The sequence below is a fragment of the Microvirga terrae genome (assembly GCF_013307435.2).
GTDB lineage: Bacteria > Pseudomonadota > Alphaproteobacteria > Rhizobiales > Beijerinckiaceae > Microvirga > Microvirga terrae.
Map to the genome: position 1 here is coordinate 495,443 of NZ_CP102846.1, position 26,103 is coordinate 521,545.

Here is a 26,103-nt window from a genome sequence, read left to right on the forward strand (position 1 = left end):
AGATGGCCATCGTCGAGGTGGTGCCGCTTTTGAGGTCGCACGCGCCGGACCTCTGGTGTTCGATATGCTCAGCGGCGCCCGCTACTCGTACCAGGAGGCGGATCTCTCATTTGAGATCGCCCGCACCGTCGACATCGGCGATCTTGAGCTTGCAGGCGGGCGGGCCTTCGCCCGGTCTGGCTCGGTTGACTGGCTCGATCCGGTCCTCGGCGCCCGCGTCCGATATGCGGTGGCGCCCGGGCACGAACTCTTCCTACGTGACGACATCGGCGGGTTTGGCGTCGGGAGCGACTTCTCCTGCCAGGCCATCGGCGGCTATGGCTTCGACTTCGGCATCTACAACCGCATCACCTTCTCGGGCGTGATCGGCTACCGCGCCCTGTCCGTCGACTAGGCCCACGGCGAGGGCCGACGCCGCTATGAATTCGATATGCTCCAGCATGGGCCGGTGCTCGGTCTCAGCATGAGGTGGTGACCCCCGGCGGATCCCCACTGTTCTCTCGGGGCAGGCGGTCTCCCCGGCTCGGTACCGAGCACTTGCGCAGGATCGCAAACAGGCGTCCTGTGAACGATGATGGGTTCGATGATGACAACGCACGCCGACCACGACGCCCCGGCCCGGCTGTTTGGCAGCCTGGTGCTGCTGTTCCTCGTGCTGGTATGGTCTCCATCCGCCAACGCCCAAGTCCCGGCGGCGCAGAGCCCTCCCCCGCCACAGGTGCAGCAGTTCCTGAACCTCATGCAGGATCCGGCCGTGCGCGGCTGGATCGACCAACAGCAGCAGCCTGCGTCGACGCCAGCGCTTGCAGAGCCGCCGTCGACCGCTACCCAGACGACAGCTTCCGAGATGACCGGCTCCGAGATGATGGCAGCCCGGACCGCCAGCATGCGGGACCATCTCGCTTCCCTCGCGGCCGCCGCGCCGCGCCTGCCGGGCGAGTTCCGCAATGCTGCGGACCGCCTGCTCGCCGAGCTGCGCGGTCGCCGCCCCGTCGCTGTGCTGATCCTCGTCCTCGGGTTCGTCGCCCTGGGTGCGGGAACCGAATGGCTCTTCAGAAGAGTCACCGCCCGCCCGCAGCAGCGGATCCTTGCCCTGCCCATCGAGACGGCGTCCGCGCGGATGCGCGCCATCGGTCTGCGTCTCGCCTTTGGCGTCAGCGAAGTGGCGATCTTCGGGCTCGGGAGCGTCGGCGCATTCCTCGCCTTCGACTGGCCGCCGCTCCTGCGACAGGTCGTCCTTACCTATCTGGTCGCAGCCGTGATCCTGCGTCTCGCGCTGGTTCTGGGACGGTTCTTGCTGGCGCCGGACATCGATGGGCCGCAGAATGCGGAGCGCTTTTGCGTCATCCCGTTACCCGCCCATGCCGCTCGCTTCTGGTATCGGCGCTTGGCGCTCTTCGTCGGGTGGTTCGCCTTCGGACGGGCCACGCTTGAGGTCCTCAGCGCCTTGGGGTTCTCGCCCGAGGGGCGCGAGCTCGTGGCCTATGCTCTCGGGCTCGGGCTTCTCGCCATCGCCCTGAATGTCGTGTGGACCCGGCCTCGCGCAGCCGATGCCCTTCCGGACGTTACGCGGCGCCCGACCCATCACGCGATTACCCCCTGGCTTCTGTCGCTTTGCCTGGTGCTGCTCTGGGGGCTCTGGGTCATGGGGTTCATGCGCCTGTTCTGGCTCTTGGCGGTGGCTCTCCTCCTCCCCGGGGCGATCAAGGTCGCCCGGATGGCGAGCCATCATGTCTCGCGCCCTGTCGGAGGATCTAAGGCGCTTCCCGCGCCAAGTCTAATGGCGGTCTTTCTGGATCGCGGCATCCGGGCTCTCTTGATCGTCGGCGCTGCCCTTCTGCTCGCGCACGCCTGGCAGATCGATCTTGTCGAGATGAGCGGCCGCGACACCCTCCTGACTCGCCTCCTGCGCGGCGCGCTGAGCAGCGTCGTGATCCTGCTCATCGCCGACCTGATCTGGCAGGTGGTCAAGTCGCTGATCGATCGGCGGCTCAGCCAGGCCGAGGCCTTGTCCGCGCCCGGAACCGAGGCGGCGGTCCGGCAGGCGCGGCTCCGCACGCTGCTGCCGATCTTCCGCAATGTCATCTTCGTGGTGCTGGCGGTCGTCGCCGTGATGATGGCCCTGTCGGCGCTAGGGGTGGAGATCGGGCCGCTAATCGCCGGCGCCGGCATCGTGGGCGTGGCCGTCGGCTTCGGCTCGCAGACGCTGGTCAAAGATGTCATCAGCGGCGTGTTCTACCTGCTCGACGATGCCTTCCGGGTCGGCGAGTACATCACGAGCGGCAGCTACAAGGGGACGGTGGAGTCATTCGGGTTCCGCTCGGTGAAGCTGCGCCATCACCGTGGGCCACTGTTCACGGTGCCGTTCGGGGTCCTTGGAGCGGTTCAGAACATGAGCCGTGACTGGGTCATCGACAAGCTGACCATCGGCGTGTCGTACGATTCCGATTTCGACAAGGCGAAGAAGCTGATCAAGCAGATCGGCAAGGAACTGGCGGAAGATCCGGAGTTCGCGCCTAACATCATCGAGCCACTGAAGATGCAAGGCGTCGAGCAGTTTGGCGATTACGGCATCCAGATCCGCCTCAAGATGATGACCAAGCCCGGCGAGCAGTTCGTCATTCGCCGCAGGGCGCTGGCCCTGATCAAGCGGGCGTTTGACGAGAACGGCATCCGGTTCGCCGTTCCCACCGTGCAGGTGGCGGGTCACGAGGAAGCCGGGCCGGTGGCGGCCCATCAGGCTCTCAAGCTCGTCAAGCCGCCACCACCCGAAGGGCAGGCGAGTTGAGAGGACTACCACAAGGTCGTCCAACCTTGGACAGCCTGCACGTTCCCGTCTGCCTGGAACAAGGATCCGCAATGGTGTTCCCTGAAACGCGAAGGACCTTCAGAGGTCGGGCCCTGTGCCTGTCCCTGATCCTCGCTCTGATCTCGCCGCTCGCAGCCTGCGCCAGCCTCCGCGGCGTGATGGTCCCAGTGAGTGGGACCGTCGCCGGCGCGAGCCAGGTCGACATGCTGGTCGCCACTACGCGCAAACGGGCCGATCCGGCGGAGCTGTTCTCCGGCGATCGGGGCCCGACGGCGGCCTTCGCCCATATTACCGTTTCGATCCCGCCGTCGAACGCCCGGCAGATCGGTGAGGTGCAGTGGCCGCGGCAGGTGCCCGGCAACCCAGCCACGGAGTTCGTGACCCTCAAGGCCGACGTGATCGACCGGGATCAGGCTATCGCCTGGTTCCACCAGAGCCTGCGGACGGTCCCAAAACGGCAGGTGCTGGTCTTCATCCATGGCTTCAACAACCGCTTCGACGATGCGGTCTTCCGCTTCGCCCAGATCGTGCATGACTCCAACGCTCCCGTGGTGCCGATCCTGTTCACCTGGCCCTCGCGCGGCAGCGTCCTGGCCTATGGCTACGATCGCGAGAGCACGGCCTATTCCCGTAATGCCCTGGAGAATCTGCTGAAGGCGATCTCCCGTGATCCGGCCGTGGGCGAGATCTCGATCCTGGCCCATTCCATGGGCAACTCGCTTGCGCTCGAGACCCTGCGCCAGATGGCGATCCGCGACGGCCGGGTGACGCCGAAGATCCGCAACGTTCTTCTCGCCGCGCCCGATGTCGATGTCGATCTCGCCCGGGAGGCGATCATCGACATGGGTCCGAGAGCGAACCGCCCCGCATTCACTCTGTTCGTGTCGCAGGACGACCGAGCACTTGCCGTCTCCCGGCGCGTCTGGGGGAGCGAGGCTCGCCTGGGTGCCATCAATCCCGATCAGGAGCCCTACCGGACGCAACTCGAGCAAGCGAACGTCACGGTCCTCGACCTCACCAAGCTCAAAGCAGGCGATGCCCTCAATCACGGCAAGTTCGCTGAGAGTCCCGAGGTCGTGCAACTCATCGGCAAGCGCTTGGCCGAGGGCCAGACGGTGACGGATTCCCGGGTCGGGCTGGGCGACCGCATCATCCAGGTCACAACGGGGGCGGCCAGTGCTGTCGGAACGGCGGCCGGTCTGGCGATCTCTGCTCCTGTCGCGGTTGTCGATCCTCAGACGCGACAGTCCCTCGGTGCTCAAACGGAGGAGTTGGGTCGATCCGTTTCAGACGTGGCCGCCCCGTAAAAGGCCATCGGCCTCGGTGCTGAAAGTGGCCTTTCAGCACCTGCCAATGCCATTGACCGGATCACCAGGGCTCATAGGGGGGCTGGGGCACACGCCAGCGCCCGCCCCGCCGACACCAGGGATCATGATGGCTCGACGCGCCATGGTTGCAACCGGACGCGCAACGCCGCCGTCGCTCCGGAACGTCTCTTTCGGGTCAAGGAGTAACTAGAGCAATGGCGATTCTGACGGAGCCAGTGCATTGCCGCTATCGCTTTGTTTCAGCACCACTTCTCCCAGCGCATCATGATCCAATGCGGGGCGCGTTGCTCTAACAACAAATGAAATGAAGGTTCGCTCGACTTCTCATGAGCAGACCCAAGCGCTTCTTCCGCCTCGTGCCATCACCAGACCTTCCGTCAAGGCATGTGACGAGCTCAGTGCAGCATCTCAACCGAAAAAGGCTTGCGCGAGCTGGCATAGGTCGATTGGCTTGTCGCAGCAGAGCACGTCGGCGCAGGTTTGTGGCAGCCCCATCGCTCATGAACGATCCAGGCCGTTAAAAGCCAAATTCGGTGCAGGTCAGCTTGAGAGTGGTTTCGCGAGGGTTGCCCGGATCAGCTTGTCTAACTCCTCAACCCGCTGCGTCTGATCCTGAAGCAAGCCTTCGAGATGCTCGACGCGAATGCGGTCCAGCTTGTCGTGTAGGGCCATGATCTCAACCTCCGCCTTCAAGTTGACCTCGTAATCCAGGCCTGCGGCCAACCGATCCCTAGCGGCTTGTCGGTTCTGAGACATCAGGATCACAGGGGCTTGGAGCGCGGCAACCATCGACAGGATCAGATTCAGGAAAATATAGGGGTATGGATCAAAGCCTCCGCCGACGCGGGCCAAGGCAACGCTGTTCAGGACGATCCAAGCCATGAGCATCCCCGTGAAGATCGTGATGAACGTCCAGGACCCGCCGAATTGAGCGACCCGATCCGCCAAGCGTTCGCCCAATGTCTGCCGTTCTTCGAGAACATTGTTCACATTTCGAGCGACATGCGAACGCTTGGCAATGTGGAGAATTACCCGCTGCTCGCGCTCAGACAGCCTTGTTACGCCGCTATCCAGCAACTGCCGGGCGAGTTGAGCCACCTCGTCCATAAGCGCCCTCCCCCTGTCATTCTGATCAGAGATTGCAGTCTACTCTAGCCTTAGGCACCGGAGGAGGCTTGCCGTTTGCGCCCGTGGCATATCCCAATGTGATCAAGAAAACCTTCTCTCGCACACCGAGACCCGTGCCACTCTTCAAAATCTCTGGCGGCGGCTGCCTCATTGCCATGTCCATCAATCAGACCCCGCTGGTCACATAATCAAGGCGGGCCCCAGACGGATCGACGAAGCATAATGATCCGCTTTCCAAGTTTCTCATCTCTCGGATTGCCTCCGCATATTGCAAGCCCCCTTCCACCTTGTCGAATAATGCATGCTTCGAGACAATCATATACTCAGGAATGATAAGCGCGTATACTTCAATAAATTGAGGAGGACATCATGGTTCAGAGAATTAGGTCCTACATTTCTTACGAAAACGAAGCGCTCTTTGCTGCGGCTCTAGCCTTCCTGTTCTGTGGAGCCGTAATCCTGGGATTCATGTGATGCTGTCCCAAGTGTTGATTTCGCTTCTCCTGATGGCTGGCATTCTCGCCGTTTGCACGCTGACGATCCGCTACCACGGGTGAGTGAATCCGGATCTGGAGGGCCGGTTGTTGCAGTTTCGCTGGTGCCGCCGGTCTGTCAGGAACCGGGCTCAGTCCTGGCCAATTATCCTGTCGACCGCGAGGTTCTACTGGTGCGACTTGGGCCTGGGCAGGTCCATGAAGGGTGGTACCCGAGGATGAACAAGCGCGCCTCAGTCATGCACCGCCGCCTCGCGGCGATCCCCTACGCTGACGTGGCGGGCTATGTGCGCCTCATGAATGCCGATGAGGCTGGAACTCTGGCCCTGCTCGACTTCCGCCGCGAGATCATGGATCGGCACATCACCCAGTACGGCGGTCGCACGGCGAACACCGCAGGCGACAGCATTCTCGCCGAATTCCCGAGCGTCGTCGATGCGGTGCAATGTGCAGTCGGCATTCAGGAAAGGATTGCGGCGGCCAACGAGGAAACCCCTAAGGACCGTCGCCTCACCTTCCGGATCGGCGTCCATGTTGGAGAAGTCATGGTTCGGGACGGCGACATGTTTGGTGATGGGGTCAACATTGCCGCCCGCATGGAGAAGCTGGCACAGCCGGGATTGGTCTGCCTCTCAGGAACGGCCTATAACTACGTGTCCAGGGTGCTGCCACTGGCCTTTGACGACCTCGGGACGCAACTCGTGAAAAACCTCGATGTGCCTGTGCGAGCCTATCTGGCCCATCCGTCTGATCATCCGCGGTCTCGGGCGCTGCCACCGGTTCACCGCCGCAGTGAGTTCAATCTGGGGCGACGCTTCCATACCATCCTGAACCACGCGCTGGTGGACGTGACCAAGCCAGAGGGCCTGACACTGGTCGAACCTGCGGTTTTGGCCTCCCTTCACGATGCGCCGAACATCGACGAGCGGCGACTGGCCGAGCGGATCGGCATTGACCTTCCGAGTGCCCAGCGGATGGTCCGGCACCTTGAGCTTCTCGGGTTCGTCAGACGGACACCGGGGAAACACGGACGCGACCTGCGCCTTCTCAGCCTCTCGCCCGAAGGGCTCGAACTCTATGCGCGGTTATACCCGGCGATCCTTGCGGTGCGGGATCGCGTGATGGCTGCCTTGTCGGAACGGGAGCGGGAGACCTTGCAAGACCTCTTAGCGCGCGTGATCAACGCCAATGAACTCAGGAGCGATCGTCGCTCCGACTGATTTTGCCTAGACCACGCGGCTGAACCGGGAGCGCATCCGTCCGAGCGCTATGACGGATGGCTCCGGTGTGCTGTGATAGCGCAAGCCTTCAGGGAGGTATCCCATGGCCTATGTCATGTTTCAGTATGACCGCCCGACCGACTCGCATCGCTGGAACGATTATAACCAACGGGTCCGGGACTGGATCGCGCAGCTTCTGCAAATCCCGGGTGCGATGTCCTTTATGGCCTATCGCGCTGCTGACGGAGCCAGCCCCGACACGATCACCCTGCTGGAGTTCCATACTGTCGAGGATGCTCGCAAGGCGCAAGCATCCGAGCAGATGCAGAGAGTTCTCGAAGGTCTTCGGTCAGTCGGCGTGACGGCCAAGATTCTGCTGGTGGAGCGCTCACCATTTACACCCGAGGCATTTCACACGTGAGACCAGAGCCGCGTGGGAGGCAAGTGAGGCGACGAAGAGGCAACCAACGGCGCAAGATGCGCCGTCAGCCGGAGCACCGAGAATTGGAATCCGACCCAAAATCCGCCGACACCGATCAGGGAAGAGCCGAAGCGGGAATCAATGCTGTTCAGGATCGCGGCGGCCCGTTCGTGGCAGCGGTCGAGGCCACCCGCATGCCGATGGTGGTGACCGATCCCGGCATTGACGGCAATCCCATTGTCTATGTGAACCAATCCTTCATCGACCTTTTCGGCTATACCCGTGAGGAGGTTCTGGGCCGGAACTATTTCTTTCTGACTGGTCCTGACACCGGCCCTGAGGCCGAGAGGCTCATCCGGGCTGCCATGCAAGCCGACGAACCTCTCACCCTTGAGGTGTCGCTTCGCGCCAAAGATGGCCGCGAGGTCTGGGTGGCCCAATTCGTCAGCCCTGTTCACGACGACCAGGGCCGCGTGATCCAGCACTTCGCCTCGTTTTGGGACATCACCCGCCGTGTCAGAGCCGAGCGTCGCACCCAGCGCCTGAACGAGGTTCTGGAGGCAAGGGTCAAGGAGCGGACCCAAACGCTCCAGGATGAAGTCGACCGCAGGCGGGCTCTGGAAGTGGTTCTGATGGAAAGCCTCCGCGAGAAGGATCAGCTTCTGAGCCAAAGAAGCGTGTTGCTGCATGAGGTCAACCATCGGGCCAAGAACAGCATCAGTATGGCAATCTCAATGCTGCGCCTTCAGATCGGACGGCAGGATAATCCCGAGGTCTCGGAAGCCTTGGAGAATGCCATCCAGCGCCTGGATCATCTCGCCCGCATCCACGAGCTTCTCTACCGGCAGGACAGCAATGACGTGCAGGCGGTCGATATGGCAGGCTACCTGACGGAGCTATGCCGGAACTTCGGCCATCTCCGGAGCCCGCAGGATCAGCGCATAGACCTCACGAGCGACGCCGATGAGATCACGTTGGATGTTGATCGCGCCATCAACGTGGCGTTGATCGCGGGGGAGGCAATCACCAACGCGCTCAAGCACGCCTTCCCCGACAAGCGGCGCGGCACCATTCGGGTCGGGCTGCACCGCCAGGGAGAGGATGTGCTCCTCTTCATTGAGGATAGCGGTGTGGGTCTTCCCGCCACACGGCGCACAGGGTCATTGGGCATGCGCCTGATCGAAGGTATGGCTCGTAGTCTTAACGGCACCCTGGCGATCGAGGGGGATCGGAGGACACGGATTCAAGTGCGGTTTCCGCTCACGTCTGAGCGCAACGATCCTGCTGGCTAGGTCAGCGGCCACACGAGCAGGATGAGCGGCACGCCGATTAGAATGACAATGACGGAGAGTGGTAACCCCAGTTTCCAGTAGTCGCCGAAGCGATAGCCGCCCGGCCCCATCACGAGTGTGTTGCACTGGTGTCCTATGGGCGTGAGGAAGTCGCAGGCTGCACCGACCGCAACCGCCATGAGAAAGGCGTCAGGTTTATAGCCAAGTTGTCCGGCAAAAGTCACCGCGATGGGAGCCATCACCAGCACCGTGGCCGCATTGTTCAGGAACGGCGTCACGGCCATGGCCGCCATCATGATCAGCGCGAGCGCTCCATAGGATGGCAGGGTGCTGGCAAGCAGCGAGAGCCATCCGGCCACGAGATCGGCCCCACCGGTCGTACGGATCCCGTCGCTGACCGGGATCAGCGCCCCGAGCATCACCAGAATGGGCCAATCGATCGCTTCGTAAGCCTCCCGGAGCGAGAGTGCCCCAAGCAAGACCACCAGGGCGGCGGCGGTGAAGAAGGCGGTGGCGACGGGCAGCACGCCAAAGGCCGTGAGCCCCATGGCGCTCGCCAGGACCACCACCGGGGCGAGACCCTGCCGGACATTGCCCAGGCGGATTTCGCGCTCGGCCAGTGGCAGACAGCCGAGTTCCTTCAGCTTGTCCGGAAGCCGGGTGAGATCGCCCTTCAGCACGAGAACGTCGCCGGTCCGCAAGGTGATGTCGCGCAGGCGCTCGGTGAACCGCTCGCCGCTGCGACTGACGGCCAGGAGATTGATGTTGAAGCGCTCGTGCAACGCCATGCGTTTAGCCGTCTGACCGATCAGCGCCGAGCTCGGCCCAACGACGGCCTCGATTCCTCCGATCTCTTCGCCTGCCCCCTTGCCTCGCGTGGGGCGGTCGTCCCCTTCGAGCTCCAGGTGAGCGCGGGCGACTGCCCGCTCAAGCGCTTCCGGATCGCCCTCAAGGAGAACAATATCGCCCTTGCGAAGGACAGCATCTGGCAGAGGCGTCGTATGCTCGGTCCGGTTCCGAACGACGCCTGTCACCAGAACCTCGCTGTCACAGAGCTTGGCCAGATCGCTGACCGTCTTCCCGATTATCGGTGAGTTCGCAGCAACGCGAGCTTCCGTCATGTAGTCGGTGAGGTTGATCGCCTCATCCATGGTCCCTGCGGCTTTGCGACCGCCAGGAAGAAGCCGGTAGCCGAAGGCCAGGAACGCCACGCCTGCCGCCGCAAGGCCGAGGCCGACCGGGGTGAAATCGAACATGCTGAAAGGCTGACCCGTCAATTCCTCGCGCACACGGGAGACGATGATGTTGGGTGAGGTGCCGACAAGGGTCATCAGACCGCCGAGCAGAGACCCGAAGGCCATCGGCATGAGAAAGCACGAGGGGGAAGCATTGGAGCGACGAGCCATCTGGAACGCCACTGGGATCATCATCGCGAGCGCGCCGATGTTTTTGACAAAGGCGGACAGGATCGTGACCGCTGCCACTAGAACGACAATCTGGCCCTGCACCGAGGGGATGTAAGGCGAGGCTCGATGGAGGACCGCCTCCATCACGCCAGAGCGTGCGACGGCGGCGCTGACGATGAGCGCGCTCGTGACAATGATGACAATATCGTCCCCAAAGCCGGAGAAGGCCACCTTATGCGGGACAATGCCGGTGAACACCGCGGCCAGGAGTGCCAGAACAGCGACAAGGTCGTAGCGCAGCCGTCCCCAAACGAACAGAGCCATCATTCCGGCCAGTATGGCAAAGGCGAAGGTTTGGTCCTGCGTCATCTTTCTGCCTTAGACTGCGCCGCGGAGAAGGTGCCCGTGCGATTTCCTGATCCGATTGGTCCTGCTGTCCTGTTTACACCGTGCAGGGGCTCGCCTCTCGTCCGACCGATGCCGGCGCTACAATCGATCCTTGTCGTGTATCATCACTCACGGAGTTCTGCCCTACAGCATCTGTCGGCTTGGATTCCGCCTCAGGTTCTCAGATTGCTCAAAGGAAGAATGCCGAGGCATGTTCAAGCTCAGCAGAAGAGTGCCCCGCTCAATCTGGGAATTCCCTGCCGCACTGTTCTCCTCACTTCTGGATTCAGCGGTGAGGTCATCGGTTATCCTGTTGGCACTCTCATGGCCACAGCCCTGATTCCCCGACTGATCGGCACCATGTTCGCGGCGCTTCACCATACCGAGATGCGTCGGGTTGGAGCGGCCAGGAGCTTGCGAACCTGATATTCTGCCGAACCCTGATCAACAACGCATGGCTCCGATGAATGAGCAGGCAGAGGATTGGCGCTCCGGCGTCGGCGAGAAGGCAGCCCGCGACGCGCCGTCGGGCGATTTGGCCCGCGCTCGTGAGCTTGGCCGGGGACGCGACGCCGACACCCCCGGGGAGATCCCGGCGCGGGGCTGGAAGGACATCCTCTGGCGCATGTTGTGGTCGATCCCGGAGAACCGGATCCTGTCCACCGCGGGCGGGGTCGCGTTCTTTGCCCTGCTGGCGGTGTTCCCGGCAGTCGCCACAATCGTGTCGCTCTACGGGCTCTTTGCCGATTCCAGCACGATCAGGGGGCATCTGTCCCTTTTGGCCGGCATTCTGCCCGGCGGCGTGCTGGAGCTCATCGGCGAGCAGATCGGCCTGATCATCGCCCAGGATAGCGACACGCTCAGCCTTGCCTTCGTGGTGGGTTTTCTGGTCGCGCTCTGGAGCGCGAACTCGGGCGTTGCGGCCCTCTTCGATGCGCTCAATGTGGTCTACGGCGAGAAGGAGAAGCGCAGCCTGCTGCGCTTTTATGCCACGACGTTCCTGCTCACGCTCGGCATGATTGGCGTCGTGATCCTGGCCATCGGCGCGGTGGTGGTGGCGCCTGTCGTGTTCACCTTCATGGGCTTCGTCACCCCGGCCGGACGGCTCTTGAGCATTCTGCGCTGGCCTGCCCTGTTCGTTGTCGTCTTTGCCTGGCTGGCCGTCATCTACCGCTACGGCCCAAGCCGCCAAGATGCCAAATGGCGGTGGGTGACCTGGGGCAGCGCTATGGCGGCCGCGCTATGGCTTGCGGCGTCGATACTGTTCTCCTGGTACGTCGCCAACTTCGACAGCTACAACAAAACCTATGGCTCGCTTGGCGCTGGTGTCGGCTTCATGATGTGGATCTGGCTGTCGGTAGTGATTGTCCTGCTCGGCGCCGCGCTCAATGCCGAGATGGAGCACCAGACCGCCGAGGACAGCACGGAAGGTCCACCAAGGCCGCTCGGATCTCGCGGCGCCAACAAGGCGGATCACGTCGGCAAATCACATGGCTGATCCATCGCCCTAACATCGCGTCCGGAGACACCGCTCATCCGCAGGACCGGCAAACACCGCCGGAGGGCCGCGCCTGGATTGCGGCTGCGGGAGGATCCCACTTGCGCTATCAGGATCATGATGCCCCGGTCTCGCGCCTCACTCCGTTCAGATGGCGGAAGCAACCAGGCTGCGGCTGACGGCGGCAGAGCTACCGGCGTCTCGAACCACGTCGGAACTCATTGGAAGAGCCGAGGTGAGGTGCAGTCCCTCCCGTGAGAAGACCACCAGCGACGTTGAGTTCCCGATGCTGGCCCAGCAGGTCTGAATTCCTTGCCGGATCTCCTGCGAGATCAGGAGGCCTTCTTGGCAGGCTTATCGGGTTTTTCGGTCCTGCCACCCTGCTTTCGTGACCGATCGCCGGACGAAGGCGCGCCTCCCTCGTTGTCCCATTGTGAGATGCCGTTCTTGGGCTTGCCCTTGGGCAGGCTTGGGCGAGTTTTCGTGTTCATCGGGATGGACCCTTCTAAAGGAGCGCTCTTTGCTGATCCTTCTTCGTCTGGCGGAAGATTAGCGCGGCTGCGACGGTGCTCGTGTGATCTCGAATCCTTGTTCAGAAAGCGCGGTTAAGATTGCTTTTGCGATATCCACCCGCTCCTCGGTCGATAGGACGGTTCCGGGATGATTGGGAGCCTTCTGCGCGTGCTGGAGGGTGAATTGGATGGCGTTGACGATGATAGAGAGCACCATCTCTTGGTCCTTCATATCAACCTCCGAGGCTGCCCTAAGGGTAACACCAGCGGTCCCACCATGTTCCGAGAACCACCGCCTCCAGACCAGGAGTGCTGAAGTGCTGGCCAAAGTTAGGTCGGTCATCCGGCCCGCCGTGCTGTCAACGGGAGTCTCATGTCCACAGCCGACACTGTGCCCTTTCATTGAGGCAGTGCCTTCGGGACCATCATGGTCTTCCGAGCACACGACCCCACATTTTCACAGGGAGGCTTGATGATCACAATCGCAATCATGGCTGGTCTGCTGGTTTTCGCCACCTCGGTAACGGCACAAGAGACTCCGCCATCGACGTGGCGCGACCCGGACACCCGGTGTGGATATCTCAAGATGGGAGAGACCCTGAGCTTGCGCTACCGCCGTGACGGCACGCCGGATTGCGCGAGCGTTCAGCAGGATAGTACGGACGCATCGATCACTCGCGGTGACTTGCGGGAGCTCACTCAGCAGATTAGGCGCTCGATTGAGGACTTGCGCCGCGACATGGGGGCAGTCCGGCGTGAGATGGAACATACCTGCAATGAGCTGGATAATATCCGCCGGGAAACGAGGCAGCCTCGAGCGCCATAGTATTGTCTCTGCCTCTTCGAGCCGGCCTGTGACGGGACAGCTTGACCTGAAACGGGGACGTGGGCTGCGCGGGAGCCCAATTTCTGTGCCTGACAGGCCCCGCCTCTTGGGCTTTCAATCAGCGGTGAGAGACATTCATAGGCGATCCTTCCTCAGGGTGGCTGTGCTCTCAGACCTCAGTCGGGCAGTTTGATGCTGCCGTCTCCGTAGCCTCGCCTTCCGTTGAGCTGCGGCCGTGGTTGCACGGCGGGAGTTGGGGCGGTCACCAAAGCACCCCAAACCCTACGGATAATGGATTTCGCTAAACTGAGGATGTTCTGTGCCATGTCTCGCTCGCTTTCCTTGGTGCAGCCAACGGCTCGGATTCGTCATGCTTCCGCGGCAGCTTCATGCAGGTTCTTGACCGGCCCGGACTGCGAACCGGAGGAGGAGGCTCAACGGCCACGGGCGCGGGCACCCAGGTCCTCGCGGAGTTCGTGCTCGTGCACGATCCGGTCATACGACTGATCCGCGCTTCTGATCGCGTATTGCGGCTCGCCACGCGGGTCATCGAGCCTGACGATCTCATAGCCGCCGTTCCAGACCTCGGGCCGGCCGTCCTCCGCGTAGGAGACCGACTGCCCCACAGCAAAACGGTGCTGGTCCACGGCGTGTGTTGATGGGCCCTTTTTTGACCGCTCTGCCGTTACCAGGGGCGCTGGGCGCGGTTCTTTGCCCGTGGCCTTAGTTGAAACGCGGGTGGGTGAATAGATCACCGGCTGCGCGATCTCGACCGGCATTGTCCAATCGAGCAGCGTGCGGCCACCATCGTCCATCACGCGCAGAGCATCGGTCCGCACTGGCCAGCGTCTCATTCCGGCGGGGCTCTGGGCGAATGCCAAAGCTGCGGCACCATCGGCAGCGGCAACAGGCAGTGTTCCAATGACCTCAAGGACACCGCGTCGGTATCTCTTGAACTGGACCAGAAATGTCATGGCGGCCTCCTCAATGTAGAGCTCGTTCAATGAACGCCTCAGGCCAAGCCAAGTTGAAATTCCCGTATCGTGACGGGTGTCTGCCGTAAACAGAAATTCGCATCCACATTCTATAAGATATGGGAGTTTGCCGCCTGAATAAGTAGGATCAAATCCGAAATAAACACCAAATAATCCACTTGTTCGTGCTATGTTGAGATTTAAGGACAAGAGACTTGTGCTTCCATCGTCCCGAGGAAAACATCATGCAAACCCCAGAATGGCGGAAACCTGGCCTCTATGGCGCCGCCTGCGGCGCTGCCGCGCTTGTCATCATCGGGTTTTCCTGGGGCGGTTGGGTCACGGGCGGAACCGCCCGCACGATGGCCGCTGATCGGTCGAAAGCCGATGTCGTCGCGGCTTTATCCTTGATCTGCGTTGATCAATCAAAGCGCGATCCCCAGCTTGCCGAGCGCGTTGCCGCGATCAAGGCTGCCTCGTCCTGGAACAGGGCCGATCTCGTCATGAACAACGGGTGGGCGACGATGCCAGGCACTGCGGAAGGCGACAGCCAGGTTGCCAAAGATTGCGCCGATAAGATTGCGGCCTAGGAGCAGGTCATGCGTACGACACGAGAGACCGTTACCTTCGATCATCCGTTCTCGCTGCTGGCTGTTGATGGCTTACAGCCCGCCGGCACATACACGATCGACATTGACGAGGAACTGATTGAGGGGCTGTCGTTTCTCGCCTACCGGCGCGTTGCGACCACCATTTACCTGCCACTGCATCAGGGGCACCAGGGATCGGTGCAAGCGGTCAGGGTCGATCCGCGGGAATTGACGGCAGCTCACAAAGAGCAGCCGTCTGCCTGAGGCGGGATCAGCCGCCCTTGTGGTGACTGGCATCGCCGATTGAACTCTCTCATCAGTGGCCATGGGCACCAACACGTCTACTGTTTAGGGGCTGAGCTTATGCAAATGTCTATGACTGAGAGCCTGCGGCGCAGCCTGGTTTGTATACTTCTCGGAAGAGAACGAACTAAGGAGACACAAATGGCGCCGACCACCAATATTACCGAGGGCCAAGTAAGACGGCGTGCTTTCGAGCTTTGGGAGAAACGCGGCTGCCCAGAAGGCTACGAGGCGGAGTTTTGGCACCAGGCCGAGCGTGAGTTGAAGGGCGAAGGAAGCGCCAGCGACATCAGCAAAGGCGTCAGCGCAAATGCCGCTTCCTCGAGGAGTGGCTCCGGATCGGACGGCCCGGGTTAGGAACAGATTTCGGAGTAATGCGAGCTGGCGATGACAGTCAGTTGTGGCGTGACAGACGGCTGCCGCAAAGTCGGCCGACGATGCCTCGATCAAGGTGACGCCTTCCTCCTCTAAGCACGTCCCCACGGCCGACCGAGCCGGGGAATTGTTCGGTGGGCGGGTGCGCGCTGAACAACGTCGGGGTCGCACCTTGGAAATGGCTTTTCTGGCAAGGGTTGACGAAAGCGGGTATGGTTCACTGCGGATACACGGACATGCTCAGGTCCGGGAAGGAGAACGGCCATGGCTCCGGTCTCAATGCCACCGCGTTCCCCGTTGGCACCGGTCCAAGATGATCGGCCGCCGGAACCGAATGCCCTATCGACGGAGGCACTCGACGATGCAGAGATGCCGCTGCCATCCAATCCCCAGACGTTCTTTCTCGGTGGGCTTTTCGCCCTGGCCGCTTTGGCGGCGCTCTACGTGGCAAGCGCGATCATCCTTCCCGTCGTACTCGCGTTTGTGTTGAAGCTGCTTCTGCAACCCGCTGTGCGTCTCCTGGAGCGTGTGCATTGCCCCCGGACCGTCGGAGCGCTCGTAGCCATCCTGCTGGTGACTGGAACGCTTGTGGGTGCCGTAGCGGCTCTGTCAATCCCCGCCGCGACTTGGGCGGAAAGGTTGCCGCAGGGCATCCCGCGCCTCGAAGCCCACCTGGTGGTTCTCAGGGCGCCGATTCAAGCGTTGCAAAAGGTCATTGATCAGGCCGAGCAGGCCGCCGATGCTTCCGGGCCAAAGGGGGCTACCATTGCGGTTCGCCGTGATCTTGGCCTGACAAGTGCTCTGTTTGCGGGAACGCGGTCTGTCCTCGACGGCCTGTTTACGACCGTTCTGGTGCTCTACTTTCTGTTGGTGTCGGGCGATCTCTTCCTTCGACGCATCGTCGAAATCCTGCCGAAATTCAGCGACAAGCGGCAAGCCGTCGACATCTCCCAGCAGATCGAGGAGGACATATCCGCCTATCTCGTGACGATCACGGCCATGAATGCGGCGGTGGGGATCGCGACCGCGGCCGCGATGTATCTTTGCGGGCTCGGAGATCCTCTCTTGTGGGGGGCCACAGCCTTCCTGCTCAACTACATTCCGATCTTGGGACCGATGTTTGGGATCGGCATCTTTCTTCTCGCCGGAATGCTGAGTTTCGACAGCTTATGGTGGGCGCTGCTGCCGCCGGCCCTCTATCTCGGCATTCACCTTATCGAGGGCGAAACTCTGACACCCATGCTGCTGGCGCGGCGTTTCACGTTGAACCCCGTGCTGGTGATCTTGTCGCTGGTGTTCTGGTTCTGGATGTGGGGCGTGCCCGGCGCGATCTTGGCCGTTCCGATGCTGGCGATTCTGAAGATCGTTTGTGATCGGGTGCGCCCGCTGAAGGTCCTGGGACACTTCCTCGAGGGATCCGAGACTTCGGCACGTTAGAATGACCATCATGGTACTGGCGTAATCCGAATACGTTGATCGGATGAGACGTTTGCCGCGGCGCGCTCTCCTGCCATCCGGGATTGGGGACCAGTCTCTAAGCAGGGAGACGCGTCTGTACATGGGGGTCGGTGGAACAAGCGCATCATCTCGCGACTGGCATGGGGCTCACAAGCCGTTTCGTGCAATACCCCTCGATGGCTTACCGCGGCACTATTAGGCAGGCCGTTTGTGGAAGCCACATATGCTGAGGCGATCCTCACGCATCTGCGTGAACGGGACCCAGCCATGCCGAAGGCTTTCGATGCTGATTATCGCACGAACTGGCTCCCGGCCGGCCTGGAAGCGGAGCACTTTTCGGCCCTTAATCCTTATCTTGACCTCGTCGAACTGGAGCACGGTCAGGTGCTCTATGAACCCGGCGGTCCTATCCGCTAGGCCTACTTTCCGCACGCGGTCGTCGTGTCGCTGGAGGGATCATCATCGCGAGGCCTTGCAGGATGGCTCAGGTGATCGGCGCCCCGGAAACATAGGCAGCCTGAGGAGTAAGCCCTTATGGAACAGGGAGGGAGCCCCCCGGCGTTGACAGTTATTGTCCGCAAGCGCTGAAGCGTCCATGCCCCGTTTCTTCTTTCATTTACATGACCAGAACGGCTTCAAACAGGACGAGGAGGGGCAGGACCTGCCCGATGTGCAAGCAGCCCACGCGGAAGCTCTGAAAACGGCAATCGAGGCCGCGATTACAACGATGACGAGCGTCAGGTTCAGTGGATCATTGATCCAGGGGAGGCGAGATTTATCGAACATCTTGTCCTCCTTTGCCGCAGGGTCTGGGAATGCTTGACCGTTCTTTCTCGAGTGCACGCTTCGCAGAGGAGGAGGCACCCAGCGATGAGAAGAACCGAGACGACCTCTGGCCTAACACTTTTTCCGTTCCTTGGCTGCATCATGCCGAATATATTAAGTAAAAAATCCTAATATCGGCTTCGTTTACAATTTAACAGCATACTAGTTTGTCTAGGTTCGAGATATATAATCGTATTTACTTGATATTTATTTTGTTGGCTGCCTGTAATTGCAGCTCACGCCCACCATCTTAATTTAAGATGAACTTTGGGCCTACTTCGCGGTGGCCAAGGTTCATATGTGAGAGGTGGAGTTTCCCCATGTGCCCGAACAGCCGCTCCATATTCGATCTTCAGCACTATCGAACGCACGACGGCCCCGGACTGGCGCTTCACGCCTTGCCGATGATACGAGCCAAGTGGGATCGATTGACGGCACGAGAGGTGTTGGGGATCCGAACCCCGTCGGAACTCATCGGAAAAGTCGAGGAGAGCTACAGTCTCTCCCACGAGCAGGCGACCAGAGATGTCGAGTTCTGGGCCTTGGATAAGCAGCTTTGAGCCGGTCGCTGTACGACGAGACCAGCCGCAATTCATGGAGGCTACAATGTTTGGCTATCAGGGCGGCGAAAGCGATGAGACGGTCACCCGCAAGATTGGGTATCGCAGCGATGCAAAACGTCGGTGGAGTTGCCTGACCACCTTGGACCTGTCGCAGATCAAGAATGAGGAGCAACTGATCACACTGGTCAAGGTCCGCTACAGCCTGCCCTACGAGACCGCCAAGGCTGATGTCGAAAGCTGGATGGCAGGCAAGCAGTTCTGATCAATTCCTCGAACCTGGAGCGGGCTCAAGCCCTCCAGGCTCACAGGTGTGGAGATCCGTTGATGTCGACCGAATTTTACGTCGTGAAGCACCATGGGGCTTGGCGCATTCGCGTGAATGGCAAACATCATGGCGAGTACGACTCCCGCGTTGCCGCCATCAACGCCGCAGCGGCGCAAGCCCACGCCATTGGTCCGGGAGCAAAAGTCTTCAGCACTGGGATTGTGAGCCAGTATAGCCGTGAATGGCAGGCAAGAGAGAGTTAGGCCAAGCCTGCTGTCCCGTCACAATTGATCCCGAAAGGAGCCTCGCATGAGCGAGAGGATAAGCCGTCTTTGCGATGAGCTTCGCATCAAGCTCCACGGCCTGGACCGCCGGCTTGAATCCTTAAAGTCAAACGGCGCCGCAAGCTTCAATCACTCACAAGATGTTCTTGAGAGCCAACTCGACCGTGTCGAGCAACGCATCTACGACCATCGCGCTGCAGTTGAGGCAGCCAATGCCAGGGCAAAGACGTGGGTGGCGGAAAAGAAGTCCGGATTGCATGCTCTTCTCGTTCCAAAGAATGAACATGACAAGGCTTATCTGCTCGATGCTCAGGCTGATGAGGCAGAGACCTACGCAGAAGCTGCCTTTGAGCTGGCGGCGGCTGCGGCGGATGAAGCCATATTGGCGGTCTTGCAAGCCCTTCTCGCGCGCAACAAAGCTGATCAGGCTGCTTTCCCAGAGATGGATGCACCCCGCTGAAAATCACTCCTCTGTAATAGATCCGGCAATTTGGTGAGCATTCCCTATCATTTTGTGTCGTGTCATCTGCGGCCTGTCACGGCCCACCTCCTTGGGAGGGTTGGCGAGGTGGGGAAGGCGGGCACATGAAACCTTCTCGGTGATCCTTGATCCCGTTCAGATCCCTGGAACGACAGTGACCGCCACGCGGAAATCTATTTAGTCCTTGCCGAGCTCATCTGGGATGCAAACATATCCTGCCATTGTTCGAAGCCTTTGACGGCGGTCGGCAACCAGGTCTTGATCATCGTCTCTGGATCCATTGCTTTCAGGTTCGCGGACAGGCGCTCCTGCATCTCTCTCATCAAGTGCTCCTGCATGGGCTGCACATCCGGCAAACCGAAGAAGGCGCGTGCTTCTTCTGGTGTGCAATCAATGTTCATCGTGACCTTCATTTGAAGTCTCCTGTCGGAGGTCAGCCATTTGGCCGACGTGGATCTCCACGACATCGGCGATCAACAGGGCTGGTTCGGAGTGGCCACCCATGATCCGGTTCGAAGCATGGGTGGCTGTCACGGAACCTGATCTGATGATTTGGTGAAGTGTCCCTGACGCTTGCATTCCTGTTCCGGTTACGGACACACAGGTCGCGGTCGAGGACCACGACCTGTGCAAGGTGGGGCGCGTTGCTCTCGTGATCTTACTTGCGGCTGGAGGCGATTGCCGGCTGCGTCTTACCGGAACGATGGTTCTCGTCGGAGTGCATGACCTCGATCTCGTCCCGACGGACAGTGTCCCGCACGGTCTCGATCCGTTGGGTGCGCTCTCGGCGCACGACGACCTCTTCCCGCACTTTTACGCTCTTGCCGACCACGGGCGTCTCGGACGTCTCGATCATCTCGATCGTGAGCTCGGTCAGGATCTCTCCCGTGACGGCATCGGTGACTGGCTTGCGTCGTTCCACGATGACCTTCTCATCAAAAAGCGACACCTGCTGCTGAACCGGCGTTTCCACGACAACGCGGCGCACGGTGGTCGTGCCGCTGGTTACGGTGTGCTTGCCCACGACCAGGGTCTCTTCGGCGAGCGGGATGACCTCCTCCGCCTGCGTTGACAGTTGCCCAGCGGTGGGTCGCGCCATGGCACGGCCCAGCGGAGCCGTCCAGAGGTTGAACATCGAATCCCAGAGAACCGAGCCAGTGCTCATGGGAGCAGTTGCGACCCGCTGCGCGACCTCTGCCGTCGTCCGGACCATCTGCGTGGCACTCTCAGCGGCGGCCTCGCCTGTCCGTGCGAAGGCGTCCGCGGTCTGCCGGACGGCCGTGCGGGCCTCCTGCTCGCGCTCGGCCTCGTCCTCCTGGTCAACAAGACGCCTGGCTTCCTGCGCACGCTCGAGCCTTGCCTCGATCCGGCGCTGTTCAGCCTCCGCCAACTGGGCCTCCTTGATCTCGGTCTTTTCGGCCTCGATGCGATCGACGATAGCCTGCGCCTCCTCGTCGCTCAGCGCCTCCAGCACGGCTGGCAGCAGCTCGTTCTTCCCGTCGCGCACGCTCTGTTGATGGATCTTGCGCAGCTCGGCCACCTTGGTGACAAACTCCTCGCTGTCCTTGGGGGTGGACTCAAGCTCGTCGAGAAGGATTCTGGTTTGCCTGTTGTCAGCGAGCGCCTCGGACACGAGTCCCTTAATCGCCTTGTGTTTCCTGAGCACCGGGAACAGGTGCTCCTCTTCGAGCCTCGCGAGTAGCTCCAATTCCCCCCTGAGATCCGCGAACAGCCTCTCGCGCGTCTTGACCGCGCCGTCCGAGGTATCCACGAGCTTGGCGAAGAGCTCGTTGGCCTTGGCCGGGCCAGTCTGAAGCAATTGTCTGATGGTCGTCATGTCGTCCTCATGAAAAATTGAAGCCAGACGCAATACTGAGTGGAATCTGTTGCCCGATCCGCTTGTTACGAACTGAGATGGAAGAGCGAAGCAATGGCTCCCCGAGGCGAGCGGAGTTTGGGATTGGTTAACCTTTGGAGAGCGGCGGCGCAGATACTAGGAAGACAATCTCGCAACAGCGAAGGGGTTTGCTGCATCGCAACATGACAACGGCTTTAGGACCCCACAGTTCCTGATCAACGGGCGGTTTCCTTTGGCATGCCGGACAGCGCTAAGCCGGGCAACGGAGCGAAACGGCTGTATCGGCGTTGTCGCACTGGGCCGGGCCGCTGCCACCGAGCTGACGGCGGCCCGGGAACTCACAACAATGTCAGACCTGAAGCCCAAGCTCGCTGAGCGGGACATTCTCACCCCAAGCCCCGCATCCGCTGGCCTCGGCGTCGTCGGCATGATCGCTCTCGTCATCGCGGCTCTGTATGTCGGACGCGAGGTCTTCGTTCCGGTCGCGCTCGCCATACTCTTGAGCTTTGTACTGGCTCCGCTCATCCGGCTGTTGCAGAAGGCTCACGTGCCGCGGGCGCTGGCGGTGGTCGGTGTCGTCCTGGTTGCCTTTGCCGGTATCACGGTGCTTGCCACCGTCGTGGCGACGCAGGTCACCCAGCTCGCCGGGGACCTGCCGCGCTACCAGGCCACCATGCGCGAGAAGGTGCAGTCCCTGCGCGGGTCCGCCGCCGGCAGCGGCGCCCTCGAGCGGGCCGCGGATGTGTTGCAGGACCTGGGCAAGGAACTCGACAGGCCGCAGGCCGGGACATCCTTGCCGGCCAATCCGCTGACGCCCAGCACCGTGCCTGCCACCGAGACGAAGCCCATCCCGGTGGAAGTGCGCCAGCCCGATCCGGGCGCCCTGCAAACCCTTGGTGCCTTCATCACCCCGCTGATCCACCCGGCCGCGACCACAGGCATCGTGATCATCTTCGTGATCTTCATCCTGCTGCAACGGGAGGACCTGCGAAACCGCCTGATCCGCTTGGCCGGCTCGCACGACCTCCAGAAGACCACCGCCGCCCTCGACGATGCCGCCGGCCGCCTGAGCAGGCTGTTCGTGACGCAACTGGCCCTGAATGCCGCCTTCGGCGTGGTGATCGGCATCGGCCTCTACTTCATCGGCGTGCCAAGTCCGGTGCTCTGGGGCATCCTCGCGGCGATCCTGCGCTTCGTCCCCTACATCGGCGCATTCATCTCCGCTGCCTTCCCGTTGGCCCTGGCGGCGGCCGTTGATCCCGGCTGGTCGATGCTGCTGATGACCGCGGCCCTGTTCATCGTCATGGAGCCGCTCGCCGGCCACGTGGTCGAGCCCCTCGTCTACGGCCATAGCACGGGTCTGTCTCCCGTGGCGGTCGTTGTCGCCGCAACTTTCTGGACCTGGCTCTGGGGGCCGATCGGGCTGGTGCTGGCAACGCCGCTGACGGTGTGCCTGGTCGTGCTCGGCCGGCACGTGGAGCGGCTCGAGTTCCTCGACGTCATGCTTGGAGACCGCCCGGCCCTCTCGCCACCGGAGATCTTCTACCAGCGCATGCTGGCCGGTGATCCCGCGGAGGCCGCCGACGTCGCGGAGGAATTCCTGAAGGAGCGTTCGCTCTCGGTCTACTATGACGAAGTGGCGTTGGCCGGTCTGAGGCTCGCCCGCGCCGACGCCCTGCGTGGCGTCCTCGACGAGGCCCGCTTGGAGCGGATGAGGGCAACGGTCGAGGAATTGGTGGACGATCTCTCCGACCATCCAGACCAGGAGCCGATATCCGGCCGCACCGACGATCCGGAGGCGGTCGCCGCCGTTGAGGCCAGCGAGGACGAGGGCGACAGGACCGACCTTCCGACCCTGGGGCTGGAGGAGCTCAATCCGCGCTTCCGGGGTGAGACACCGATCCTGTGCATTGCCGGCCAGAGCTCGGTCGACGAGGCGGCCGCCCTGATGCTGGCGCAGCTCCTGACGAAGCATGGGCTCCACGCCCGGGTGGAAAGCGCAGCCTCGCTGTCGATCCAAGCCGTTGCGAGGATCGATGATGCCGGCGTCGCCATGGTGTGCCTGTCCTATCTCGATGCCGGGAGCCCGGCACACATGCGCTACGCGGTGCGTCGCCTGCGCCGCAAGATGCCGCAGGCGCAAATCCTGCTGGGGTGCTGGGTCGAGGGAATGGCCGCCGCGGCGGCCGCGGCCCTGCGGGAGGCGGTCCGGGCAGATCTCGTTGCTACAGCCTGCGGGAGGCGATGGCCGTGTGCCTGGAGGTAGCCAAGACAGAGGCGACCGAGGTCCGGAACGGATCCATCGCGGTCAGCGCCGCTTGACCCGGTCCCGGCCGGATACCATGTCGAACGGGAGCAACTGCACGGCCACGCGTCCGGCTTCAGATGGCCCTTGTCATGAGCGACCTTTGACTTCGGCACCAACGAGCTCCGCTTCCGCGTCCTTCCACGGTTGAAAGCACCCCAGCCTGATGCATCTGATGGACGATGACCCAGTGCATCCCGAACGAACGCTTCCACCTCGCTGCGTCCCCTTTCCCGCACCGACGCCATCCAGACCCATCTCGGGCGCGAGCTGCGCGCTCTTGACGGCGATCCCGACGCAGGGAAGATGCCCCGGAGCTTGGCCCAGGTTGTCACTCGCGTGGCTCAGGTCATCCGGGCTCACACGGAGGCGGTGGATCACGCCTTCGTAGCCAATCTCATCGGCAGCCTGAAGTCGCTGCGGGCCCACGCGATCTCCCTCACCCAGGATATGCATCAAGCTGAGGATCTCGTGCAAAAGACTGTTCTGAAGGCGATCAACAAGCAAGAGGAGTTCGAGGCTGGCACGAATCTCCAGGCTTGGCGCTTCACCACCCTGCGCAACCTGTTCTTCTCCGGCCGCCGTACGAAGCAGCGCGAGGTGGAGGACACGGATGGAACTCATGCGGCAACGATGATCACCATCCCAGACCAGGAGGACCGGCTCACGGTCCAGGATCTGCATACGGCGCTTGCCAAGCTGCCCCGCGGGCAGCGCGAGGCCCTGCTGCTCATCGTTGGGGAGGGCCAAGGAAAGGGTCGAATCCGTTGGGACCAAGGTCGGGACGATCAAGAGCCGGTCAACCGGGCGAGGACCCGCCTGGCCGAACTGATGGGGCTCGTCCGCGACGATAGCATTACCTGGTCGCACGGCGCACCGGCGTAGGCTTACCAGATGGCGGATGCGGAAACACAAGCCCGATCCTTGGGACGTGCGAACCTGACATGTCCCCGCTGTCGGCGGCACAGGATGCCGATGTCCTCGATATGTCCTTCAGCGCAGGCTCGGAATATCCGCTAATGGGATGGACCGGCCGTGCTTACCGGCGCACCCTTCATCAGGGGCGCCCAGCACGAGGATCTGAGCCATGTCTACAGCTCCGCTTCATCAGGTTGCCACCCTTGGCATCGACATCGGCAAGACCAGCTTCCACCTCATCGGTCTGGATGCCCGTGGCGCCATCGTCCTGCGCCAGAAGCTCTCGCGCGGACAGGTCGAGCAGCGCCTCGCCAATATGCCCTCCTGCCTGATCGGGATGGAAGCGTGTGTGGGTGCCACCATCTCAGCCGCCAGTTGCTGGCGCTGGGCCACGGTGTGAAGCTGATCCCAGTCCAGTTCGTAATCACCTTCCGCAAAAGCCACAAGAACGACTTCCGCGATGCAGAAGCCATTGCCTAGGCCGTCCAGCGGCCGACCATGCGGTTTGTCCCTACCAAGACGGTCGAGCAACTCGACCTGCAAGCGCTTCATCGTGTTCGCTCGCGGCTGGTGAGTCAGCGAACAGCCGTGATCAACCAGATCCGTGCTTTCCTGCTCGAGCGCGGAATTGCGGTGCGCCAGAGGCTGCGCTCGCTGCGTCAGGCTCTGCCGGATATTCTCGCTCAGCGAACGGACGTGCTCACGCCGCGGATGACGCACATGATCGAAGGCCTGATGCAGGACTGGCGTCATCTCGACGAGCGCATCGAAGCGGTCACTGAGGAAATCCAAGCCTCTCGGAGGAATGCACTGTCTCGGCTTCGTCGGAAGAACGGCCAAGATTCATTGCGGGGGCTTCATTTCAGGAGCACTGCACTGCAATGCAAGACATGATCTCCACCCAATGCTGCCGAACGACAGCGCCTTGGAACCAGGGCAAGCTGATCGGACCCAAGCCGCCTCTCAAAGCGAAGGAGATCTGGTCCATTCGGGTCAGACTCCAGGTTGCGCATCGCATTCGGGACTTGGCTCTGTTCAATCTGGCGCTCGACAGCAAGCTGCGCGCCTGCGACCTGGTTGCGCTCCGGGTCGACGATGTAGCCCTCAATGGGCGGGTGCGGTCCCGAGCTACGGTCATGCAGCGGAAGACGGGCCGACCTGTTCAGTTCGAGATCACCGAGCAGACCCGCGAGGCTGTGGGATGCTGGCTTGAGAAGAAGAACCTGCACAAGGGCGAGCCGCTGTTTCCAAGCCGGATCAATCGAGCGAAGCCAATGACGACGCGCCAGTACGCCCGTCTGCTGGGATTGTGGCTTCGCGCGATCGGCCTTGATCCCCTCGCCTACGGCACCCATTCCCTGCGGCGGACCAAATCGTCGATGATCTATCGAAGAACAGGCAATCTCCGAGCCGTCCAGCTTCTGCTCGGCCACACCAAGATCGAGAGCACTGTGGGATACCTCGGCATTGACGTCGACGACGCCCTTCTAATTGCGGAACAGGTTGAGATCTAAACGCAGAGGCGGCTCCCCGACGAGCCGCCTCAGAGCTCACCGAGGATCACGGATCCAATGTCCGGACTT

Annotated in this window: 25 protein-coding genes and 1 pseudogene; 20 read left to right on the top strand and 6 right to left on the bottom strand. The window is 61.7% G+C overall.

Annotated features, from left to right (window positions below):
- Window positions 1–55 precede the first annotated feature (55 nt).
- The 3 genes from HPT29_RS26895 to HPT29_RS26905 all read left to right on the top strand — a co-directional run bounded on the left by HPT29_RS26895 (window position 56) and on the right by HPT29_RS26905 (window position 4,116).
- Entirely contained in the window at window positions 56–394 is a 339-nt protein-coding gene (locus HPT29_RS26895; protein WP_173945164.1) for a hypothetical protein, read from the top strand.
- A 189-nt stretch (window positions 395–583) separates the two neighbouring features.
- On the top strand, window positions 584–2,788 hold the full coding sequence (locus HPT29_RS26900; protein WP_259060918.1) for a mechanosensitive ion channel family protein: 2,205 nt from the start codon (window positions 584–586) through the stop codon (window positions 2,786–2,788).
- 71 nt (window positions 2,789–2,859) lie between these two features.
- Complete coding sequence (locus HPT29_RS26905) at window positions 2,860–4,116, top strand: alpha/beta hydrolase (RefSeq protein ID WP_173945163.1); 1,257 nt, start codon at window positions 2,860–2,862, stop codon at window positions 4,114–4,116.
- 561 nt (window positions 4,117–4,677) lie between these two features.
- Here the strand turns inward: HPT29_RS26905 and HPT29_RS26910 are convergent.
- A complete protein-coding gene (locus tag HPT29_RS26910) occupies window positions 4,678–5,244 on the bottom strand; it encodes a DUF1003 domain-containing protein (protein WP_259060919.1) in 567 nt (188 codons plus the stop codon).
- A 733-nt stretch (window positions 5,245–5,977) separates the two neighbouring features.
- Between HPT29_RS26910 and HPT29_RS26915 the strand changes: the two genes are divergently transcribed.
- From HPT29_RS26915 to HPT29_RS26925, 3 genes are all read left to right on the top strand, one after another.
- Window positions 5,978–6,979: an adenylate/guanylate cyclase domain-containing protein gene (locus tag HPT29_RS26915; protein WP_259060920.1), complete on the top strand. Its 1,002-nt coding sequence runs from the start codon at window positions 5,978–5,980 to the stop codon at window positions 6,977–6,979.
- A 103-nt stretch (window positions 6,980–7,082) separates the two neighbouring features.
- On the top strand, window positions 7,083–7,400 hold the full coding sequence (locus HPT29_RS26920; RefSeq protein WP_173945818.1) for a DUF1330 domain-containing protein: 318 nt from the start codon (window positions 7,083–7,085) through the stop codon (window positions 7,398–7,400).
- Window positions 7,401–7,483: 83 nt separating this feature from the next.
- A complete protein-coding gene (locus HPT29_RS26925) occupies window positions 7,484–8,692 on the top strand; it encodes a sensor histidine kinase (protein WP_173945819.1) in 1,209 nt (402 codons plus the stop codon).
- On the opposite strand, the gene HPT29_RS26930 is transcribed toward HPT29_RS26925, so the two are convergent.
- A complete protein-coding gene (locus HPT29_RS26930; RefSeq protein ID WP_173945820.1) occupies window positions 8,689–10,467 on the bottom strand; it encodes an SLC13 family permease in 1,779 nt (592 codons plus the stop codon). The two genes, HPT29_RS26925 and HPT29_RS26930, sit on opposite strands and share 4 nt — an antisense overlap.
- A 472-nt stretch (window positions 10,468–10,939) precedes the next feature.
- Here HPT29_RS26930 and HPT29_RS26935 point away from each other — a divergent pair, with 472 nt between their 5' ends.
- Window positions 10,940–11,983, top strand: a complete 1,044-nt coding sequence (locus HPT29_RS26935) for a YihY/virulence factor BrkB family protein (protein ID WP_173945846.1) — start codon at window positions 10,940–10,942, stop codon at window positions 11,981–11,983.
- 549 nt (window positions 11,984–12,532) lie between these two features.
- Here the strand turns inward: HPT29_RS26935 and HPT29_RS26940 are convergent.
- Together HPT29_RS26940 and HPT29_RS26945 are read right to left on the bottom strand one after the other, a co-directional pair.
- The gene (locus tag HPT29_RS26940) at window positions 12,533–12,727 is read right to left on the bottom strand and encodes a hypothetical protein (RefSeq protein WP_173945821.1); all 195 of its coding nucleotides are present in this window, start codon (window positions 12,725–12,727) and stop codon (window positions 12,533–12,535) included.
- Between the two features lie 1,028 nt (window positions 12,728–13,755).
- Entirely contained in the window at window positions 13,756–14,295 is a 540-nt protein-coding gene (locus HPT29_RS26945; protein ID WP_173945822.1) for a hypothetical protein, read from the bottom strand.
- 245 nt (window positions 14,296–14,540) lie between these two features.
- Between HPT29_RS26945 and HPT29_RS26950 the strand changes: the two genes are divergently transcribed.
- The 9 genes from HPT29_RS26950 to HPT29_RS26990 all read left to right on the top strand — a co-directional run bounded on the left by HPT29_RS26950 (window position 14,541) and on the right by HPT29_RS26990 (window position 19,418).
- Complete coding sequence (locus tag HPT29_RS26950) at window positions 14,541–14,885, top strand: hypothetical protein (protein WP_173945847.1); 345 nt, start codon at window positions 14,541–14,543, stop codon at window positions 14,883–14,885.
- Window positions 14,886–14,894: 9 nt separating this feature from the next.
- Window positions 14,895–15,149 carry a hypothetical protein gene (locus HPT29_RS26955; RefSeq protein WP_173945823.1) on the top strand — a complete coding sequence of 85 codons (255 nt, stop codon included), beginning with the start codon at window positions 14,895–14,897 and terminating at the stop codon, window positions 15,147–15,149.
- A gap of 180 nt (window positions 15,150–15,329) precedes the next feature.
- A complete protein-coding gene (locus HPT29_RS26960) occupies window positions 15,330–15,545 on the top strand; it encodes a DUF2934 domain-containing protein (protein ID WP_173945824.1) in 216 nt (71 codons plus the stop codon).
- Between the two features lie 282 nt (window positions 15,546–15,827).
- Window positions 15,828–17,000: an AI-2E family transporter gene (locus tag HPT29_RS26965; protein WP_173945825.1), complete on the top strand. Its 1,173-nt coding sequence runs from the start codon at window positions 15,828–15,830 to the stop codon at window positions 16,998–17,000.
- Window positions 17,001–17,288: 288 nt separating this feature from the next.
- Window positions 17,289–17,438, top strand: coding sequence for a hypothetical protein (locus tag HPT29_RS26970; protein ID WP_173945826.1), 150 nt, complete (start codon window positions 17,289–17,291; stop codon window positions 17,436–17,438).
- Window positions 17,439–17,616: 178 nt separating this feature from the next.
- A complete protein-coding gene (locus HPT29_RS26975) occupies window positions 17,617–17,844 on the top strand; it encodes a DUF6894 family protein (RefSeq protein WP_173945827.1) in 228 nt (75 codons plus the stop codon).
- A 608-nt stretch (window positions 17,845–18,452) separates the two neighbouring features.
- Window positions 18,453–18,671 (top strand): hypothetical protein, encoded by a 219-nt coding sequence (locus HPT29_RS26980; RefSeq protein WP_173945828.1) that lies wholly within the window; start codon window positions 18,453–18,455, stop codon window positions 18,669–18,671.
- Between the two features lie 62 nt (window positions 18,672–18,733).
- Window positions 18,734–18,937, top strand: a complete 204-nt coding sequence (locus HPT29_RS26985; RefSeq protein WP_173945829.1) for a DUF2188 domain-containing protein — start codon at window positions 18,734–18,736, stop codon at window positions 18,935–18,937.
- Between the two features lie 46 nt (window positions 18,938–18,983).
- Window positions 18,984–19,418 carry a hypothetical protein gene (locus tag HPT29_RS26990; protein WP_173945830.1) on the top strand — a complete coding sequence of 145 codons (435 nt, stop codon included), beginning with the start codon at window positions 18,984–18,986 and terminating at the stop codon, window positions 19,416–19,418.
- Window positions 19,419–19,612: 194 nt separating this feature from the next.
- On the opposite strand, the gene HPT29_RS26995 is transcribed toward HPT29_RS26990, so the two are convergent.
- Both HPT29_RS26995 and HPT29_RS27000 read right to left on the bottom strand, forming a co-directional pair.
- Window positions 19,613–19,852, bottom strand: a complete 240-nt coding sequence (locus HPT29_RS26995) for a DUF6489 family protein (protein WP_173945831.1) — start codon at window positions 19,850–19,852, stop codon at window positions 19,613–19,615.
- A 245-nt stretch (window positions 19,853–20,097) separates the two neighbouring features.
- Window positions 20,098–21,276, bottom strand: coding sequence for a DUF2382 domain-containing protein (locus HPT29_RS27000; RefSeq protein WP_173945832.1), 1,179 nt, complete (start codon window positions 21,274–21,276; stop codon window positions 20,098–20,100).
- 367 nt (window positions 21,277–21,643) lie between these two features.
- Here HPT29_RS27000 and HPT29_RS27005 point away from each other — a divergent pair, with 367 nt between their 5' ends.
- From HPT29_RS27005 to HPT29_RS27020, 4 genes and pseudogenes are all read left to right on the top strand, one after another.
- Window positions 21,644–23,563 (top strand): AI-2E family transporter, encoded by a 1,920-nt coding sequence (locus HPT29_RS27005; RefSeq protein ID WP_349774731.1) that lies wholly within the window; start codon window positions 21,644–21,646, stop codon window positions 23,561–23,563.
- A gap of 378 nt (window positions 23,564–23,941) precedes the next feature.
- Complete coding sequence (locus HPT29_RS27010) at window positions 23,942–24,487, top strand: sigma factor (protein ID WP_173945833.1); 546 nt, start codon at window positions 23,942–23,944, stop codon at window positions 24,485–24,487.
- A gap of 202 nt (window positions 24,488–24,689) precedes the next feature.
- Window positions 24,690–25,342: pseudogene (locus tag HPT29_RS27015) on the top strand (IS110 family RNA-guided transposase); the annotation flags it as partial.
- A gap of 68 nt (window positions 25,343–25,410) precedes the next feature.
- The gene (locus HPT29_RS27020) at window positions 25,411–26,034 is read left to right on the top strand and encodes a tyrosine-type recombinase/integrase (protein WP_173945849.1); all 624 of its coding nucleotides are present in this window, start codon (window positions 25,411–25,413) and stop codon (window positions 26,032–26,034) included.
- Window positions 26,035–26,103 lie beyond the last annotated feature (69 nt).